Origin of the sequence: Enterococcus sp. AZ078 (assembly GCF_051714985.1) — a bacterium.
Lineage (GTDB): Bacteria > Bacillota > Bacilli > Lactobacillales > Enterococcaceae > Enterococcus_B > Enterococcus_B hirae.
In genome coordinates this window covers 12,953-31,721 of sequence record NZ_JBIOSW010000003.1, presented here as the reverse complement: position 1 = coordinate 31,721, position 18,769 = coordinate 12,953, and the positions used below count along the sequence as shown (strand labels likewise).

The window sequence follows — 18,769 nt, the reverse complement described above, 5'->3', positions numbered from 1 at the left end:
TCTTATTATGGGTAATCAGCTAAAAAGAATATTTTGCATTCGTTCATTTTTATGAGTATAATATAATCAAATAATGTGTATTTTATATTTTTTTGAGTGTAATATACTCCTAAGGAGAGAATAAAATGAAAACCAAAGAAAAAGGAAGAATACAAGTAGGAATCGATAAAGAGTTAAAAGAAAATGCAGAACAAATTTTAGAAGAACTTGGTTTAAATGCTACTACAGCTATTACAATTCTATATAAGCAAGTGGTATCAAGAGGGGAATTTCCAATGGAAATCAAATTAAGTGAAGAAGAAAAGCAAGCAATCAAGTTACGTCAGTTAGCTCAAAATATGCCTGTACAATTACTTGATACACACGAAAAGTTAAATGAGTGGTTCAATGAAGACGAATGAAATAGTAACAGTTTATGTTGCATTTGCCGATAAAGAAGGCGGAAAAAGAAGACCCATATTGGTCGTACAAGATAGAAATGATCGTATTGACTTTTTTAGCATTACCAGTAAATATAAAAATAAGTCTAAAAAGATGCAACAAGTTTATTTTCCAATAAAAAATTGGAAACAATCAGGGTTGAATAAACCATCATGGATAGATGTAGGTATTCTTAGAGCGATACCTAAAGATAATACTGAAATAAAATATACTAAAGTAGGCATGTTGACAAACGAAGATAGTCAAAAATTGATTGATTTTATCAAGAATTTACAACAAAACTGAAATATAAGGTAGGACAAGTATTTGCTTGTCCTTTTTTTATTTGAAATAGATAGAAGGAACAAAAGAGGTATTTCGCCGGCGGTGCAGTTGCCCTTGGTTCAGAACATACCTCTTTTTCGTTTGTTGGTTCATTGTCCATTAAATTTTTGGTGACTCCGTTCCTCCGTCAGTCGAATTTGCCTTTGTTTGCGCCGTTCCTCTGCAAAGTCGGCACATGGACACTGCCCCATTTTTGTGCGTTGCACAAAAAGCCAAACGAGGGATTGAAAGACGTTCGCTAAAGCTCACTCAAAAAAGGAAAAGAATAAATGTGTCATTTATTCTGATTGGTTTCGTCGTCGAGGACGACGAGGGTTTTGGACGCCTAAGCGTCCAAAAAATGGTTTTTCACGCACACAACTCCTTTCATGAGAAATCTGTTTTCAAGGAACAAGAAATCCAAACATTTCCTAATCGCTAATCAGTCATTCGGCAAGTATAACCTAAAACATAACCTGCCAATTGCCAAGGGTAAAATGCACGCTGCGCGCCCTTGGCAACCGTCAGAACATGTTTTCGAGACGGTTATGCCGAACGACCGCTTGACGAAAAGGAAATGTAAACAGCATTTCTCAATGATCCTTGAAAACTGAATCAATTTCTCAAAAAAGGAAAGGAGTTGTGTAAAAACCATTCATTTTTAAGACCTTAGGGGCTGCCGCCCCCAAACCCCCGCGCCACCGACGCACTATCAGAAAAGGTTGGGGGGACAAACCCAATCCGAAAAAAATTATTCTTAACAGGAGTTGAGCAAAATGACAAAAAAACAACCTTATCAAATTGGAGATATCTTTTACAGTAGTTGGGGCTACGAACAAACCAATGTGACCTTTTGGCAAATTGTCAAATTAACAGAAAAAACAGCGTGGTTTCGCCCGATAAAGAAACAAAGCGTAGAATCATACACTTCAATGAGTGGCAAAACTATCCCAATCCCCAATGAATTTACGGATTATCCATTAGCAAAAACAAAAGATAGTATCGTAAGAAAGCGAATCAACTTAGAACATCCGAATGAGTTCTACGGTATGGATGGTTGGAATAGCTTTTATCGCTATAATGGTCAGCCAGTATACGAAAGTAGTTACTATTAAGGGGGATTTCCCCCCTTTCAAAAATAAAAAAGGAACGGAGAAAATAAATATGGAGTTAATCGACATTTACCACGAATTTACTTATATTGGTTCTTTTGAAAAAACAGATGAGAATATTATCAATTATGTTGCGAGTATTCCACCGTATAAAAATATTTTACTCGTTGATTATGCAACAGACGACACACTACTTACTACGATTGGCAATTTCTTAGACTATGTTCCAGATCAAGAATGGTTACGAAAAAATTTATCTCGTTTGATTGAAAAACAGACGGGAAAGGTCCCAATCGAAGAAGTACCAATCTACAATCGCTATGAATAAGTCTTTAATAAATGGAAGTGGAGTGATGGACATGTATCAATTTTCAAATCGCGAATGTTTTTGGGGAAGATACCAAATCCCTGTCGACCAATTTAACCAGCAGTACTGCTGGCCACCTACTTATATCAGATGTGATTGTTCTGAATTAGCGAAACATAAAACTTATATGAAAAATGGTCATTTTTATGATACGTATATTTGGAAATGCCCAAGCTGCCAAAAAGAATATCGATTGATACGAGGAACAAAAAATTTTGAGCGATTTTCTGAAGAAAAGAGCCTTTAGGAGAGGAGTATTTTGATGAAGTTACAAGAGTATGTTGATCGCTACATTGATATGATCAAAATAGCTGTCAAACGTTTATATCCTGAGTGTGACCTGACTAGCAAACGTTCGAGAGAACTTTTACACAACGAGTATCTAGTAGCCATTCAGGAGTTTGAAAATTTTGTGTCCCTTCATAGACGTAATCCAGATCATTGTGCTCTAATGGATCATTTTGAATGTTGGGGGGTGGCTAGATCTGATTGGTTTTCGGAAAATGAACGAATTATCTCGGAAGATGATTTTGTTAATTATTATTTGAATCATGTAAAAAATAGTATGTTACTAAAAGCAACAGATTTTACAGAAGAAGATTATCAGTTCATTTTACAACGTGAAAAATATTTAGCACGCAAAATGTTTCAACAAAATTGTCCTAGTGCATATGGCTATCAAGAACTAAATATTCGTCAATCGAAAAAAAGGCAAGAATATTGCTTAAAAGTATTAACAAGACGATTTGAAGTAGATTGTGCCGGTTTTTATGTTGGAATGAAAATCAATGTGGAAAGGGCTTATTGTGGTAGCAGCTGTTAGAAGAAAAGTACGAGAATGAATTAGCATAAAAATATCTTATAGAGGAGAATAATATTGAAAAAATTTATTTCAGGTATTGTCGTATTTATTGGTGTTATCGGTATAGGAATTGGCGTATTTCAACCGCAAGAAGTGAAGCAAATCACTTCAATTGCTGATCAAATATTTAATAAGTTATCTGACCAAGAAGTTGAACAGATTTCAGATCAAGTAGAAGTAAAAAATCATAATAAGCCAACTTTTTCTTCTAAAGACTTGTCTTTAGATAAGGGGAATTGGCAAGTATTTTCTGACTTGGATTCACTAAACAGAGTAGGTGAAGCGAATGCGATGTTGCACAAGAGTATGATGCCGACTGAAGAGAGAGAACGGTTATATATCAAGCCTACAGGCTGGAAACAAAAGAAGATGAAAAATGGTGATTATCTATATAATCGTTGTCATTTGATTGGGTACCAGTTGACTGGAGAAAATAATAATCCAAGAAATCTAATGACAGGTACACGCTCGTTTAACACTCCTGCAATGGTAGAGTATGAAAACAAAGTGGCAGAATATTTACGAAGAACAGGAAATCATGTTCGCTATCGAGTAAGACCAGATTTTCGAGGGAATGAACTAGTTGCCAGAGGAATCCAAATGGAAGCTCAAAGTATAGAAGATAATGGAATTTATTTCAATGTTTATATTCATAACACGCAGGAAGGCTATGTTATTGATTATCAGACGGGAAATTCTAGAGTTCAAAATTAATTAAGGGCGTAAAAATAGAGGTTACTTCCGAAAAAAGTAACCTCTACATAATATATTTAAACCACGCCCATTCTAACAAGAGAATGGAGAGAAATCAAGATGAAAAAAATAAATAGTAATTTAGTAATGCTTATATTAACAGTAGGTATTTGGATTAGCTTTTTATCCATCGAATGGAAAGTTATTTTGTCTGGAGGAACAATGACTTACTTGTTTTGTTCGTGGGATGAATATATTGTAGAAGAACTACCGAGAATTTGTAAAAAGTCATTGGAAAATCTTCAGATAAAATAAGTGGAAGAAGGTAGTTTGCGATATGGAGAATAAGCAGATAAAATTAGAATATCGTCGACATTTACTGGATTTATTAAATGACTTTATCCAGAATGGTACGAAAGACAAGATATTAGAAAAAAAGTAGAGCGTATTGGAACGTTATTGAGTAAGAATAAAATGGATGAATGTCATCCGTTAAAATCAGGGTCAATTCAGGTATTAACTACTCAACATATTCATGATTTACTTGAGTTAGGTTACACCAAAAAACATATATGTTAAGCAGAAGGAATCTCAAAACATAAGTTTTCAAAGTTAAAGATTACTAGAAAGGAATGAGTAAAGAGGTGGAAAAGAAATATCGGGCAAAATTATCTCCCACATTGTCTAAAAGAAAAGACGAACGTTATGTTATGGTTAATTTAGAAACAGGAGAAATTGTCGATGATTGTAGAGGATACGGATATAAAACTAAACAGTCAGCTTATGCTTGTTTTGGATATAAACTAACACGAATGAAGCGAGGAGAACCATTTTAAATAATTGTAGAATACTTTCTTTATTCCGAAAAGTGAATAACTCTTTTAATAAAATAGATAACTTGAAATGAACAACATTTTTGATAAACTAGTATTAGTAAGTATCCATACTATAGACTTTTTAGGTACTGTTTGTTAGTAAAGTTTCAGGTAGTACCTATCTTTTTAATTAATTCATAGAGGCTATACTCAAGATGCAGTAAGGTAGCATTTTTTTATCTGTTTCTGAAACAATTTTAGGAGCTATGTTTGCGCATAGCTTTTTTTTCATTCATAGCATATTCTTTGGTAAGTTGCCAATATATTTGATGAAGGGGAAGTGAATTAGTTGCTAGTAGAAGCTGTTCATGTTCAACCAGCACATAGAAGGATAAATGATTCCGTCTACTTAAAAAATAAGCAATTTACTTTTCGTGTAGCTGAAAAATTAGAAAAAAAGATTCAAAAGGGAATGCTTGTGTATTCTAAAGATGGTCAATTGGTTTATGTAAAAAACATAATTACTGGTAGATCTGAAGAAGAAGAAAATAAGTATACTGCGATTATTAGTAAAATTTTTAATAAAGAACCGAGTATTCTCCCTGTAAAAAAAGGAGAAAAGTTACCTAAAATACGATTCATAAACAAAAAGACAATTTTTGAAGGGCTATTTTTAGAATTGAAAGATAAGACCTTACACAAAACCAAGCAAAAGGTTTATTTCAAAGTACCACCAACTATCTATAAGAAAATTGGCATAGGAGATATTGTGATCTTTTCTATTAAAGGTAAAAAGTACCATGTATTAATTATCCAAGTCTACAAACCAACAGAATTGGATAAAGAAGTATCTTTAATCAAACCGAAATTCAAACCATTCTTTTTAAAAAAAGCTGCGAAAGGCTTCAAAAAAACAGACTATATTACTATACCAAAGGAAGAGAATATTGTAACTTCTAATCAAAATCAACAAACAAATCGTAAACGTCCGTTTACGATAAGAAAAACAAGTCAATAAGATATTGTGAACCTCTCATGACTACGAGAGGTTCAATCGTACTTTCAATTTGAAATTGTAATACAATTGTATTACAATGGGTTTGAAAGGAAGTTGATAACTATGCCAGTAATCAGTATTCGAGTATCTAACGAAGAAAAAGATTTTCTTGAAAAAGTTGCTAACTTTAATGGAGACAATATTTCTGAATTTATGCGCAGTAATTCTTTACAATCAGCTGAGTCATTAGTAGACTTTGAAACCTATAAAAAACTAATGAAAGATCATGAGAAAAATGATCAAAGCATTTCTCATGAAGAAATGCTAAAAGAGTTAGGATTATAAGATGACCTATCAAGTACGATATGAACGAGAAGCGCAAAAAGCATTAAAAAAAATGGATAAATTTCAAGCAAAAGTTATCCTGAACTGGATTGAGAAAAATCTTGTTGGCACAGACGATCCAGGAAGACATGGGAAAGGACTAACAGCTAATAAATCAGGATATTGGAGATATAGAGTAGGTGCATATCGTATAATAGCTGATATTAGTGAGCAAGAAGTGACGATTCTTATCTTATCAATTGGTCATAGAAGCGAAATATATAAGTAATAGACATGTCGATATAATTTTGTTAAAGGGTCAGAAACTTAAAAGTTTCTGACCCTTTATTTTTTCTATATTCTGATATGTGTAACTTTTTTTATAGAAGGAGCATGTAAAAAAGTCATTTGACATAGCTTGCACGACAACAGTAGGGACAGCCATAAAAATTGTTTAACGGATATTTCTTTTGGGCAGTAACCATAGCGGAATAGTAGGAAAGTTCAAAGCCTATTAGTACTCTATCTTGACAACAGGCTAAAAACGGGCACTCATTCGTGTGAATGGCATGTCTAAAATGTTGATTGGTAAATTTCTCGAAGTAGTAGTAATACATTATTGTCACTCTCCTTTACAATCACAAATATAACAAATAAGAGAGTAATCACATTTCACACTTTTTACTTTTTTGATTATAAATCACGATCATTTTTAAGTTCTCAGCTAAGTTTATCAGCTTTATTTTTTTCTATATTGTCCAGGTATCTATAAATAGTTGTTCTTGAAACATGCCAACGTTTGGCGATGGTTTTAATTTGCGTCCAATAGGCTATACCCTAATGTCCTTAAAAAAGACCTGTCTTAAAATATTTCTCTGAAATTTTTGTAATAGTCGCATTTAATATTATAATTTTTTTGGCAACTTGCCCCTAAAGGGGGGGCTGTCATGCAAGATTTATTCTCATTTGTTATCGCACCATTATTCGTGGGACTAGTAATTACTCTAGTTGATCATTGGTTAGATGATTAGACGATAGCTATGCAAGTTGTCCTAACCCATACGCTTGGAGTCGCAACGAATGAAAAAAACAAGTCTATCCGCAATAGGCGTATCTTTGTACTTCTATTGTATAAAATCTTATTTACTTGTTTTTCTTATCCTAAAATGACGTTTACGATTTATTTGTTGATTTTTCTCAGAAGTTACAATACTTTCTTCCTCTGGTATAGGGATATAGTCTGTCTTTTTGAAGCCTTTCGCAACTTTTTTCAAAAAAAATGGTTTAAATTTTGGTTCAAATATAGATACTTTTTTATCAAATTCTGTTGGTTTGTAAACTTGGATAATTAATACATGGTACTTTTTACCTTTAACAGAAAAGATCGCAATATCTCCTATGCCAATTTTCTTATAAACAGTTGGCGGTGCTTTAAAATAAACTTTTTGTTTAGTTTTGTATAAAGTCTTATCTTTTAATTCCCTTCAAAAATTGTATTTCTTTTATGAATCGTATTTTAGGTACTTCTTCTCCTTTTCGCACAGGGAGAATACTCGGTGCTTCATTAAAAAGATAGGTACTGCCTGAAACTTCACTAACGGGCAGTACCTATAAAGACTATAATATGGACGTTTATACTATTTTATCAAAAAAATCTTGTTTTTCAAGCATTCTTATCTTTTGAATTTTCTGAATCAAAAATATATTTATTGTTTTTTTCATATATAATATATCCATGGAGTTTAATCTCTTTTCTATTGTACTTCTCATCTAGTCATCAACCATTTAAGCTGATGATTTCTCTTTTTAAACCAATATACAAAAATAAACTACTATATATTAAGAAGCACTAGAAAATTTTTACAGAAAATATATGTAATCACTTTAAATTTATCACGATATCAGTTATACTACAAACAAGAAACCATAATCAAACTTAGCTTACTAACTACTAATAAACAAAAATTTCTTTTTATCCATTATATCTTTTTTTCATAAAAAAAGAAGAAAACACTTATTGCTTTTTTCATATAATTAACTTGTATCATTTGATCTCCTATATAGTAACTCCTTTAGAATATTTTTGGTTTAGTCATCAATTATTTAGATTGATGACTTCTTCTTTTTTTAGAATAAAAAACATAAAAGAAAACCACTAACTCACTAAGTTAGTGGTTTAGAGTAATTATATGAATTCTCCTTGTGTCAACCTTAGTTACATTATATCAAAACACTTTTTCAGTCATTCTTATTTTTTATATTTTTTTGATCAAAAATAAGAATCGATTCGTTTATTTTTTTGTAAAATTAAATCACATAATTTCAGTCTACTTTTTTCAAAAACATTCATCTTAGTCATCAATCGTTTGGGTTGGTGACTTCCTCTTTTTTAAAGCAAATATGCCAAAACTAGTTAATAGAAGAATCCCGTAGCCAAAACTCTTATTTTATGAACACTCTTTTTAGATACTATAATTTATATGTATCACTCTATTTTTGTGTTCATAAACTCGTAACTAAATCATTGTTCAATTAAAATTAGATATGTGAGTATTAGAATAAATCTGTGATAAGGCCAAGTATAAAAAAGTTTTTACTACATTTCATTTTTTAAGTTTAGCTGATATTTATATTTGTAATTAATTATGATATGTAGTTATCAATATATGTATAAGTAAAATAAAAACTATAACCATTATACACAAAGTTAATATCAAAATTATTAAATATGAGTAAGGAAAGATCACTATGTGGTATTGTTTTAGATGTTTAATATATTGAGTAAATATATGAATGCTATAATTAAAATTGAGATATTTTAACTGACTGGTACTCAGCTGAATAAAAACTTAACTTTATATTTTAAAGAAAGCCAGTACTACAAAATTGTGTCAAAAGATTTGGCTATGTGTAAAAACATTGGAGGGATGACAATGGAGCATTTGGAAGAAATAATACGAAATTATCTTAGAACTGAAGAACCATACGCTCTTCAAATAGACGGGGATTGGGGAGTAGGAAAAACGTATTATGTGAAAAATAATATTGAAAAAAATTGCGGGGTGATTTGAATTATGTTGTCTATTTTTCTGTTTACGGTTATGATTCACTAAATCAGATTAAGAAAGAACTCTTATATAATATTTTACTTGAGTTATATCCTGATAAGAAGATCTTAACAGGAATATCTAAAGCTAATAAGCATATCGGAAAAATAGTTGATGCGATGGGGGATAGCAAGCTGAAAACAATTAGTTCTATAACGAGTGTTATCTTAGATATCTTAAACGAGATAACTAATTCAGTCAACAATTTAAGGATGTATCCGGAACGTTATCTTATTATATTTATCGACGATCTTGAAAGAATCAGCTCAAAAATAAAAGCAGAGGATTTTATTGGTTTTGTTGGAACTGAATTATTAGAAAAAATTGGCTGTAAAGTAATTTTTCTCTCAAATAGTGTAGAAATGAAAAATACTAAAAAATTTCAAAAAATAAAGGAAAAAACAATTTATAGAACAGTACAGTTTAAGTATGACATTGACGAAATTGAAGCAAAGCTGTTAAAAAATTCAAGGATTGAGTTTATCAAGAATAACCATGATTGGGTTGCGAGTATTTTGAAAGAATTTCATTCTGAACAAGGAACAGCGCTAAATATCAGAATTTTTAAGTCTGTTTTGGAGAATTATTCCATAGTAGAAACTCTTCTTTTACCTGATATTAAAAAATATGTTCCTAATGAACTACATAATAAAATAAAAAAAAGTATATTTCTAAATATTTATGTAGTTACAAACGAATATAAAAAAAACGGATTGAGTGAGAGAGACATATCTAGTTTACAAAATATCAGCACACGTTCTGTAGGCGGTGCAATTTTGATGGAAGGTTCTGAACAAGCAGTAAAAAATATCTATTCAACATATCATGAGAAGCATATTCCGATGTTTGACGAATATATATTTTATTCAACTGATATCAGTTTGTTTATTTTACGAGGATATCTAGAAAATAGGAATTGTATTCAAAAGTGGCTGGATATATTTAATTTAGATGAAAATGATTATAGATCAAGCTTATCTAAACTTTATGAATTTAGGAGATATACAGATGATCAATTAAAAGAAGTCCAAGAGGAAATTTTAAGTGATATAAAAAGTGGTGTTTACGATTTCGATAATTTATTATATGCGTTAGGTCAATTTGATCAATATAAAGATATGGGCTTAATCTTTTTAGATGAGGATTATGAGGCTGTGATTGAAACTCAGATGGTGGAAGAATATCCTAAAATTATACAGAAAGAGCAAATGGATTTTGATACGCTGATATCAGTTATTCATCAGGTGAAAATAAAAAAGAATCATAAAAACATTTATGAAAATTTGAAAGCTCTTGATTCCGAACTCAGAAAGAAAAAGTTAGAGAAATTCGTAACGACATTATTTACTAAGACTTACAATGAAGTATATATATTATTGAATGACCCCTCGATTCAATTGAAGGAATTATTGCGTCTAATGTTAGACTTAAATTCGATTGAGAAATATATTGTTGTCCCAAACAACCTATCGGATAACTTATGGGAGCTTATTAAGGCCGGCAAACTTGATCATACGGAGGAAAATGATGTCGCTGATTTTTTAGATAAACTGAAAAGGACTAAAGAAAATAAATCTTTGGGAAAAATCGATACCTTTAAAGTAGAGCAACTGATTGAGGCGTTTGAAATTAGATTTAATTTAGTGAAGGAAAAATAAGTATGATACAATATCTTTAAATTAAAAAAATGGAGAATTCTAATGGTAACTAAAGGCAAGAATATCAATGGTTTGATGCGGCATATTAGAAATTGTCATGGAGTCGAAATTAAAGGTTCTACTCAAAAAAAAGCTTGCTAAACATGGGCTATTATCATGGGTATAAGAGATTTAAGTTTATAAAAAATAAAGAGAATCAGCAATCACTGAAATATTTTTCAGAAATACAAGAGATGCACAAATTTGACTTGGAATTAAAAAAGCTATTCTATCCGATGTTGATTGAAGTAGAAACTGGATTGAAAAATAGAGTTATAGATTGTTTAGTGACCGATGATAATCCCGACATTGAATATATAAGAAAAAGCTCATTGATTACAAAGACAATCAGAAAGAATCTTCAAAAGATAAATTGAAAATGCGATTAAAGCTTAGAGAAGTTATTGATCAAATAATCGGATATAATTATGGAAAGAATGCAGCACTTACTCATTATCTTCATAAAAGTGAACCTATTCCGGTGTGGGTTTTTTTGAAGTTATTTCATTTGGACAATTTGGACATTTTATTAGTCGACTTAGCCAAGAATGGCGATTCACAATTTGTTGTGCGAACGGTATAAAAGATAATCCAATAAATGTAGATGGAAGATTATTGGAGCACATGGTTTTGACTTTAACAGATTTGAGAAATGCCACCATGCATAACTCCCCAGTTTTTGATGCAAATTTTAATAAAGATGGGGTACCAAAACAATTGAAAACATTTATCAAAGCAGAGTTTGAGTTAGATGACAAAATAAAATTTGATAAGATTATAGACTATTTGATTTTATTGATTTATATCTTAAAAGTACAAGGTCATTCTAAGCGAGAATTAAAAGGATATGTACGAGAATTCGTGAGAATAAAAGAGCAACTGAATGCAAGCGTCCCCTTAAAAACGTATGGAGAATTACTGGGGGTAAATTCCAATAAAATTGTTTCTCAAATATACAAATACATTTCGAAATAATTTTATTTGAAATATACACTATATTATGATAATATTAGACTAATCAAATTGGGGCGTATTACTACGGTTTGCGCTTGGAGGGCTGGATGCTTCCAGTCCTCTTTTGTTTATTTTTATTCTGCAAGCGTTTTCAACTCTTTTTTTATTCGATATACTGTTTGTCTCGTAATGTTGTAATCTTTTGCAATTTTTGAAATAGCAATTTCATTCTTAAGATCTTGAACGACGTTTTTATATACTAAGCGACGTTGAGGATCTTTTGTGTCTGAACTGTACAATTTAGGACGCCCTTTGTAAACACCCTTCGCTTTAGCAATCTTAATGCCTTGTGCCTGGCGTCGTTTAGATTCGGTGCGCTCTTGTTCAGCAATCATGGCCAGGATCTGAATGATTAAATCTTTAATGAATTTATCCAGGAGCGGATTTCCAATCGCTTCAGCCATAATTGGCAAACTGGTGATGATCAGCTGTACATTTTTCTTTTTTAGATAATTAACTGATTCAATGATTTCGTCATAATTTCGTCCGAGTCGATCAATGGCTTCCACAATAAAAATATCTTGTTCACGGACAAAATCTAAAGCTTCCTGGAAAATCGGTCGATGAGAAATAGTAGCTCCAGATTGTTTTTCGATAAAAATTTTTTCAGCACCAAATTTTTTCATTTCTTCAATTTGACGTTGTTCATTTTGATCAATCGATGACACTCGAATATACGCAATTTTCAAATTTTTCCCTACTTTTCTGAATTATTTAAAATACACCCTAATCATACACTGGGAAACTAGAATTTTCAATGTTCTATCAGTGTCTATTTAGGGTACACTTTAAACATACATAAAACAGTTATTGAGATTATAAAAAGTTAATTTTGCGTTACTTAGTGTTGTATAGTAATATAAATGAAAAGAGGTGTTCATATGCTTATCACAAAATCTAGATTACAAGGAAGTTCTGTAGTAATTACACTACCGTCTGATAATGGTAAAAAACCTTCAGAGAATCAAGAATATATTGTTGTTTATTCTGAAGATGGAACAATCACGTTAGTTCCTAAAATTGAAGATCCATTTAGTGGTGGAGAAGAGGCAGAGTATTATGAAAAAGATGAATGGGGAGATGTAGCTCCTGAAGGGAGAGAAATTTTATAATGTCAGAAGAAAGAAACTATATTCCTAAAAAAGGGGATATCGTTTGGATTGATTTTGATCCTTCTACAGGAAAAGAAATTCAAAAGAGAAGACCAGGATTAGTTGTCTCTCGTTATGAATTTAATCGTAAAACAATGTTTGCAGTCATTTGTCCAATTACTTCCACTATAAAAAAATTACCCACTCGATATACTCTACCTGAAGACTTGGATACCAAAGGTCAAGTACTTATTTCTCAATTGAAATCACTAGATTTCAAAGAAAGAAAACTAAAAAAAATTGAGAATTTACCCTTAAAAGATATGGCTAAAATCACTCAAATCATTGAATATATTTTTTGATATAATTGAGATAGCCAAAAAGCAAAAGAAAGTCGATTCTGTTTATTATAGAATCGTCTGTTTTGAGGAGTAAAAATATCCTTTTATCGATTCGATATTAAATTGAAACAACAGATGCATATGATGCTTGTTTTTTGCGCAATAAAGGTTATTTATCTGTGCTATTGTATTTCTTACTACATTTTATTACACAAAAATAGAAAAAGTATCAGTTTATACTCTGAGTAAAGAGGAAACTGATGCTTTTTTCTATTTTGTTTTTAATTTGAAAAATATATGTAAGAATAATGTTTATTTAGTAGAATTTTTATGATTTTACAAATAAAAATAGAAGGGAAGATTTATATTTAAAAAATAATTAAGAAGGTTGATCTATAGATTTACACTATTTTGAGATCAAATTTACAAATGGATTATATAGAAATTTTTATGAACATATTAACTAAACAATAACAAGAAAAATGAAAGAGTTTAGGTTGTAACTCTTTTGAAAATATGCTATGGATAAAGGGAGGAAAACCGCTTTGTCAAAATCTGCAATATCTATAAATTAGAAAAAAGTGGACTGTGAAAGCTGAACACGAAATATAAATATGATAACTTCTATAATTTATCAGAGATATTGGCGACGGGATATTTATTGAGATACGGAAAGTTAACAGTTTTGTCATATAGTAAAAAAGGTGCATATAAAACAGCTATTTGTAGGTGTGATTGTGGTAATATAAAAGAAATTTATCTAACAAATTTAAAGGGAAATAGAACTAAAAGTTGTGGGTGTTTAGAAGAAAAAAACAGAAGAAGATTCAATGATATTTCTGGAAAAAGGTACGGATGTATAGAAGTTATAGAAGCCACTAATAGGCGGGATAAAAGTCGTTATATTATTTGGAAATGTTTATGTGATTGTGGCACTATTTTTTATTGTTCTGGAAAATATTTAATACATAGGGGTAAAACACATTGCGGTTGTCAACGTAAAAATAAAGTTGATATAACAAATAAACGATTTGGGAAATTAATTGTATTAAGACCTATTCAGAAAAATAGTATTTCTCGTTGTAAGTGGATTTGTAAATGTGATTGTGGACAATGGTGTCTTGTTCGATATGGAAATTTAATTTCTGGACATACAAAAAGTTGTAGTTGTTTAAAAAAACAAGATTTTAGAGAAAAAATCGATGGAACATTTGTAGAATCTTTAATAGCAAAGCGTTCCAAAAATAATAAAAGTGGAGTAAAAGGAGTTTGTCAATTAAATAATAAGTGGATTTCATATATTAATCTAGCTGGAAAAAGATATCATTTAGGCACGTATAAAAAGCTAGAAGATGCAAAAACAGCAAGAAAACAAGCGGAAAAAGAGTTGTTTTTTCCTATTATAGAAAAAGCATATAAACAAAATGTAAAAAGAACATCTACCTGAGAGATGTTCTTTGAGAATGTTGAAAAATAAGTGTGAGACTTTTATACATCTTCAAAAATTTACTTTCCTTATTGAAGAAGCCGAATGTTAACGTACTCGGCTTCTTTTATTTTGGATAGTGTTAAGTTAACTTAATAATTTATTTTCTAATTTTTTATTTAACAGCAATACTTACCGTTGGATTTATAGACTTCGGCTTTCGTATATTATTATGAATGTTTGATTTATCAAAGAAGCAATGATCACAATAAACAAGTTTGTATTTATCATTTTCTTTTGTAGGTATCAAAATAGATTTTTGATTTTGCCATCATTATATGTTAAATCATAATACATTCTCTATGAAATAATAGTACTTAATAAATATTTATTGTTTTGCAGAACCAAACCACAAAAATATCGTCCATTGTAATCTGCAGCTAATCTATTTTATCAAATTTTCAATTGCATAGTTTACTACTAATTGTTTGTATTTAGTAATGAATTTTTTTCTATTTTCTCTCTTATGAAAAATAAAAAGACCACTTACTGAGGTATCTGATGCATTAATAATCATCCAATTCTTTAATATCATTTAACTTTACAACTCCCAATTCATTTATTCTACCTACTATTTCCACTATTGCAGTATGCTCTAATATTTTCAATATTTTTATTGTGTATTCTTTATCTTCTTCGTCATTACTGACTATTTTTGATTTATATAATTTACTAATCTTTAATTCTTGATACATGCTAGCATCCTTTCAAATTTTTTACTTTCTTTTATTTAGTTTCCGCTCTTTTACTGAATATTTTATCTCTTTAAAAATCAACAATATTTCTATCATTCCTAATATAAGAGTAATAAATATAGATACTCCTAACAGCTACCAACTAATGTCTATATAATCAAGTAATTTAAGCCACACTGCCAATATACAGACAATAAACAACATTTTGATTCACACCTTAAATTTTGATAGTAGAATAACTCATATCAAAAAAAATTTCTTCTTATTTATTTTTCTTATACATAAATAAATAAGAAGAAATTTATATTAAATTTGTTAATGTTAGTTATAGGTAATGTTTGTTCTCTTCCCAATTTAAGTGAATAGCCAATAAACACTCACATTATTCTTCCTTTTTTTCTAGTTGATAACATTACCTTTCCTCTTAAGCTATCGTTATTCTTAAGAGGAGTTTAATTTAAAAATCAAACTATAAAAAATATTTATAGTGTTTAATTTAGTAAAGCAAGGAGTCTTTTTATGTGCTCAATTATGTTATCAATACAATACCTACAAAAAAGAATATACAAATACTACATGAGATAAACTGTCCACATGTTTTTGATTTTTCTTGATGAAATCTGAAGCAACAATAAACTTTATTTCAATAAAGTTTATTGTTGCTTTTTTGATAATTTATTTGTGCCAAACTACAGCTAGTATAAAATATAAGAAATAGATAAATAATATATCCAATTTTAATTCTTTTGTTTATTTGAAATTTTTATAATAAATAAAAAATGTTTGACTTTATAGAAAATAAATTTATCATTGAAAATAAAAAAACTAATGATTCTAGATACAAAGTAACCTAACAGTAAAATGAAAAAACATCTTGTTATAGCTTATAGATAATACAATATAAATTACGGAGTCATTGTCAATTTGTATATAATTAAAATTAAATTTTCCACAAGAATATTGGTCGTGTTCTTATTTTAAGATAAAGTAATCAAAATAATTTTTTCTTGTATGATAAAAAATACTTCTGTTCTCTAAGAACAGAAGTATATAAGGTGTTTAGAATGATTTTGGAAAAAACGATAGATCATCTATCAACAATATTTATATCAAAAAATTCTAATTGTTTCAATAATTTTACCCTGAAAATTATTGACAAAAATCTAAATAAAAGTATTAAGATGAATCTGACTTAAGTTTATATTGTGTTTGTACATAGACTATTTTTTAATATATAAATTAAGGAAATATGCAAAGAAATTCTATATTGATATTTGTCTAAAGTAAATTTATATATGCTTAATTTCTGCCTTTAAATATTCATTCATTCCGTCAAAAATGTTATATTGCGGATGATAACCAATTTTCTTAATTTTATCAATATTTGCTAAAGATTTATATATATCTCCATCTCTTTTTTCCTCATAAATGATATTTAATTCTGTATTTAATTGCTCATTAATTATATGAATTAAATCTAATAGTCTCGTTTCTATACCAGTACCTATGTTAAATACGTTACCTAATGCAGATAAATCCTCAGATACCAAAGTTAAAGCACGAACTACATCTTCTACATATACAAAATCTCTAGATTGACTACCATCTCCATATATTGTGAAAATTGATTTTTCTCCTAGTAATTCTTTCTTATATTTATCAAGCAATATTGAAATTACACCACTATAAGGAGAGGTTGGATTTTGTTTTGGCCCATATACGTTAAAAAAACGTACTGCTGTAGTGGGAACATCGTGCAAGTAAAAATAGTTTATTACATATTGTTCAGCAGCAAATTTATCAATTCCATAAGGTGTTAATGGACATATAAAAGAATCTTCATATTTTGGTAGAACTGGATTATTTCCATATACAGCCGCTGAAGAACTAAAAATGATTCGCTTCAGGTTTGACTGATATTTTCTAACTAATTCCAAAAGAAGTATTACACTATCAAAGTTAATTCTATGAGTGTATATGGGTTTAATTAATGACTCAGCTACATTAGCTACTGCTGCTAAATGAAAAATATAATCAAATTGGTCTTTTTTGATTATATTTTCCATGAAATTTTTGTTAGATACATCACCTTTTATAAAAGTTATATTTTCACAATTTTCGAGATTTTCTTTTTTTCCCATAGATAAGTTATCAATAACTACTACGTTATTTTCTTTTGCTAAATAATTAGCTAAATGTGAGCCAATAAATCCAGCGCCACCAGTTATTAGATACTTATTCATCTTATCTCCACTTCCTGAAATATTTTTTTATAGTATTTGTTATTAAAATATGATATAACCATGAAACAAGAAAAATATTGATAATAGTTAATAACAAAATAATTGGAATGTTAAAATAGTTACTTAAAAATGATATGAAGCAACAATTGTTACTGTATGTGTCAAATAAAGACTATAAGACATTTTCCCAATAGAATATAAAACACTATTATCAAAAAAAAGTTGTAATCTATTAAAATAGTTCATGTTATATATAATGGTAAATGCTATGAATGATAAAAATATGTCTGATATTGTTTGTGGAATTGAGATACTATAGATACTTTTTAGTATGACTAAAACCATATAGAATATAATTGAGCATACTATAAATAATAAATTTTTATCATATAGTTTAGTACTTTTTGTATAAAGGATAGATCCTAAAATAAAACTAGGCACTTGGAAGAATGTTTGACCTAGTTGCCATCTTATATTTAAATAGAGCATAATTCCTCCCAATACATATAATAGAGAAATAATAATCAATAAAAATTTAAAATCAATCCTATTAACCATCAGATATATTAAAGGAAAAAATATTATTATTCTTACTTGAACAACTATATACCATATAACAGGAACAATTTTATTTACATCATTTCCAGTTAGAAACAAATTATTTATTAAAGTACTAGTAAAATAAGGAGAATTTCCAATATTATTAAACCATTGACTAGTAAAACTAAGAGAATTCTTATTTATATCAGTACAATAAAATAAAATAGAAGCGATAAATATTATTACTAATAAAGGAATATATAAACTACAAATATTTTTCTTGATAAATTTGAAATACATGAAATTATTATCTTTATGTATTGACATACTCAATACATATCCACTGATTAAAAAAAAGAATCACACTTAATCTACTGATATAAAAATATTCAGAAATATTTTTTAACAAAAAATCTTCCTTTATAGATGTACATATATGCACAAAGACTATATTTATTGCTAGTAACCCTCTAAAATTGTCTAAATATGTTAATCTTTCTTTCAAACGTTTACACCTCCTAAAAAATAATACTTTTGCTATATATATTTTTTTTATTAAAAAAATATATATGTAAGAAAAAAAGAATAAGATTGTTTATTAAAATCACATATGATTGATTTTGTTACATTAAATAATTTTG

Annotated in this window: 24 protein-coding genes and 1 pseudogene; 19 read left to right on the top strand and 6 right to left on the bottom strand. The window is 29.2% G+C overall.

All coding sequences use genetic code 11. From position 1 onward, the window contains the following. Positions 1 to 125 precede the first annotated feature (125 nt). From IGJ18_RS14405 to IGJ18_RS14355, 11 genes are all read left to right on the top strand, one after another. Positions 126 to 401 carry a type II toxin-antitoxin system RelB/DinJ family antitoxin gene (locus tag IGJ18_RS14405; RefSeq protein WP_002326659.1) on the top strand — a complete coding sequence of 92 codons (276 nt, stop codon included), beginning with the start codon at positions 126 to 128 and terminating at the stop codon, positions 399 to 401. Next, positions 388 to 726, top strand: a complete 339-nt coding sequence (locus IGJ18_RS14400; RefSeq protein ID WP_325822090.1) for a type II toxin-antitoxin system PemK/MazF family toxin — start codon at positions 388 to 390, stop codon at positions 724 to 726. Before IGJ18_RS14405 ends, IGJ18_RS14400 begins: the two co-directional genes overlap by 14 nt. A gap of 794 nt (positions 727 to 1,520) precedes the next feature. Next, positions 1,521 to 1,859, top strand: a complete 339-nt coding sequence (locus IGJ18_RS14395; protein ID WP_325822089.1) for a hypothetical protein — start codon at positions 1,521 to 1,523, stop codon at positions 1,857 to 1,859. Between the two features lie 49 nt (positions 1,860 to 1,908). Beyond that, entirely contained in the window at positions 1,909 to 2,184 is a 276-nt protein-coding gene (locus tag IGJ18_RS14390; RefSeq protein ID WP_053765666.1) for a hypothetical protein, read from the top strand. A 301-nt stretch (positions 2,185 to 2,485) separates the two neighbouring features. After that, a complete protein-coding gene (locus IGJ18_RS14385) occupies positions 2,486 to 3,046 on the top strand; it encodes a hypothetical protein (RefSeq protein ID WP_325822088.1) in 561 nt (186 codons plus the stop codon). Between the two features lie 54 nt (positions 3,047 to 3,100). Further along, positions 3,101 to 3,799, top strand: coding sequence for a DNA/RNA non-specific endonuclease (locus tag IGJ18_RS14380; RefSeq protein WP_438843503.1), 699 nt, complete (start codon positions 3,101 to 3,103; stop codon positions 3,797 to 3,799). Positions 3,800 to 3,898: 99 nt separating this feature from the next. Then, complete coding sequence (locus tag IGJ18_RS14375; protein WP_002326669.1) at positions 3,899 to 4,093, top strand: hypothetical protein; 195 nt, start codon at positions 3,899 to 3,901, stop codon at positions 4,091 to 4,093. A gap of 317 nt (positions 4,094 to 4,410) precedes the next feature. After that, on the top strand, positions 4,411 to 4,614 hold the full coding sequence (locus tag IGJ18_RS14370) for a hypothetical protein (RefSeq protein ID WP_033607344.1): 204 nt from the start codon (positions 4,411 to 4,413) through the stop codon (positions 4,612 to 4,614). A 328-nt stretch (positions 4,615 to 4,942) separates the two neighbouring features. Next, positions 4,943 to 5,611 (top strand): hypothetical protein, encoded by a 669-nt coding sequence (locus tag IGJ18_RS14365; protein WP_325822086.1) that lies wholly within the window; start codon positions 4,943 to 4,945, stop codon positions 5,609 to 5,611. Positions 5,612 to 5,713: 102 nt separating this feature from the next. Beyond that, complete coding sequence (gene relB / locus IGJ18_RS14360) at positions 5,714 to 5,935, top strand: type II toxin-antitoxin system RelB family antitoxin (protein ID WP_096708555.1); 222 nt, start codon at positions 5,714 to 5,716, stop codon at positions 5,933 to 5,935. A gap of 1 nt (position 5,936) precedes the next feature. Continuing rightward, positions 5,937 to 6,203, top strand: a complete 267-nt coding sequence (locus IGJ18_RS14355) for a type II toxin-antitoxin system RelE family toxin (RefSeq protein ID WP_325822085.1) — start codon at positions 5,937 to 5,939, stop codon at positions 6,201 to 6,203. 431 nt (positions 6,204 to 6,634) lie between these two features. On the opposite strand, the pseudogene IGJ18_RS14350 reads toward IGJ18_RS14355, so the two are convergent. Further along, a pseudogene (locus IGJ18_RS14350) lies at positions 6,635 to 6,736 on the bottom strand (helix-turn-helix domain-containing protein); the annotation flags it as partial. A 125-nt stretch (positions 6,737 to 6,861) separates the two neighbouring features. Here IGJ18_RS14350 and IGJ18_RS14345 point away from each other — a divergent pair. Then, positions 6,862 to 6,945, top strand: coding sequence for a type I toxin-antitoxin system Fst family toxin (locus tag IGJ18_RS14345; RefSeq protein ID WP_081129253.1), 84 nt, complete (start codon positions 6,862 to 6,864; stop codon positions 6,943 to 6,945). A 108-nt stretch (positions 6,946 to 7,053) separates the two neighbouring features. Here IGJ18_RS14345 and IGJ18_RS14340 read toward each other — a convergent pair whose 3' ends face one another. Further along, positions 7,054 to 7,188 carry a hypothetical protein gene (locus IGJ18_RS14340; RefSeq protein WP_325822084.1) on the bottom strand — a complete coding sequence of 45 codons (135 nt, stop codon included), beginning with the start codon at positions 7,186 to 7,188 and terminating at the stop codon, positions 7,054 to 7,056. Positions 7,189 to 8,847: 1,659 nt separating this feature from the next. Between IGJ18_RS14340 and IGJ18_RS14335 the strand changes: the two genes are divergently transcribed. From IGJ18_RS14335 to IGJ18_RS14320, 4 genes are all read left to right on the top strand, one after another. Next, a complete protein-coding gene (locus IGJ18_RS14335) occupies positions 8,848 to 8,985 on the top strand; it encodes a P-loop NTPase fold protein (protein WP_325822083.1) in 138 nt (45 codons plus the stop codon). Beyond that, on the top strand, positions 8,982 to 10,679 hold the full coding sequence (locus IGJ18_RS14330) for a hypothetical protein (RefSeq protein ID WP_438843502.1): 1,698 nt from the start codon (positions 8,982 to 8,984) through the stop codon (positions 10,677 to 10,679). The genes IGJ18_RS14335 and IGJ18_RS14330 overlap by 4 nt, the downstream gene beginning before the upstream one ends. Before the next feature lie 143 nt (positions 10,680 to 10,822). Then, positions 10,823 to 11,095, top strand: coding sequence for an Abi family protein (locus tag IGJ18_RS14325; RefSeq protein WP_438843501.1), 273 nt, complete (start codon positions 10,823 to 10,825; stop codon positions 11,093 to 11,095). Between the two features lie 106 nt (positions 11,096 to 11,201). Beyond that, positions 11,202 to 11,693: a hypothetical protein gene (locus tag IGJ18_RS14320; protein ID WP_438843500.1), complete on the top strand. Its 492-nt coding sequence runs from the start codon at positions 11,202 to 11,204 to the stop codon at positions 11,691 to 11,693. A 113-nt stretch (positions 11,694 to 11,806) separates the two neighbouring features. Here IGJ18_RS14320 and IGJ18_RS14315 read toward each other — a convergent pair whose 3' ends face one another. Next, on the bottom strand, positions 11,807 to 12,421 hold the full coding sequence (locus tag IGJ18_RS14315; protein WP_248255397.1) for a recombinase family protein: 615 nt from the start codon (positions 12,419 to 12,421) through the stop codon (positions 11,807 to 11,809). Between the two features lie 192 nt (positions 12,422 to 12,613). Between IGJ18_RS14315 and mazE the strand changes: the two genes are divergently transcribed. The 3 genes from mazE (at position 12,614) to IGJ18_RS14300 (ending at position 14,611) form a co-directional block, all read left to right on the top strand. Then, on the top strand, positions 12,614 to 12,844 hold the full coding sequence (gene mazE, locus IGJ18_RS14310; RefSeq protein ID WP_086325157.1) for a type II toxin-antitoxin system PemI/MazE family antitoxin: 231 nt from the start codon (positions 12,614 to 12,616) through the stop codon (positions 12,842 to 12,844). Continuing rightward, positions 12,844 to 13,185, top strand: coding sequence for a type II toxin-antitoxin system PemK/MazF family toxin (locus IGJ18_RS14305; RefSeq protein ID WP_325822079.1), 342 nt, complete (start codon positions 12,844 to 12,846; stop codon positions 13,183 to 13,185). The genes mazE and IGJ18_RS14305 overlap by 1 nt, the downstream gene beginning before the upstream one ends. 664 nt (positions 13,186 to 13,849) lie before the next feature. Then, on the top strand, positions 13,850 to 14,611 hold the full coding sequence (locus IGJ18_RS14300; RefSeq protein WP_438843499.1) for an AP2 domain-containing protein: 762 nt from the start codon (positions 13,850 to 13,852) through the stop codon (positions 14,609 to 14,611). A 545-nt stretch (positions 14,612 to 15,156) separates the two neighbouring features. On the opposite strand, the gene IGJ18_RS14295 is transcribed toward IGJ18_RS14300, so the two are convergent. The 3 genes from IGJ18_RS14295 to IGJ18_RS14285 form a co-directional block, all read right to left on the bottom strand. After that, positions 15,157 to 15,345: a hypothetical protein gene (locus IGJ18_RS14295; RefSeq protein WP_325822077.1), complete on the bottom strand. Its 189-nt coding sequence runs from the start codon at positions 15,343 to 15,345 to the stop codon at positions 15,157 to 15,159. Between the two features lie 1,289 nt (positions 15,346 to 16,634). Next, a complete protein-coding gene (locus IGJ18_RS14290; RefSeq protein ID WP_325822076.1) occupies positions 16,635 to 17,588 on the bottom strand; it encodes an NAD-dependent epimerase/dehydratase family protein in 954 nt (317 codons plus the stop codon). A 123-nt stretch (positions 17,589 to 17,711) separates the two neighbouring features. Then, a complete protein-coding gene (locus IGJ18_RS14285) occupies positions 17,712 to 18,476 on the bottom strand; it encodes an acyltransferase family protein (protein WP_438843534.1) in 765 nt (254 codons plus the stop codon). Between the last annotated feature and the right edge of the window lie 293 nt (positions 18,477 to 18,769).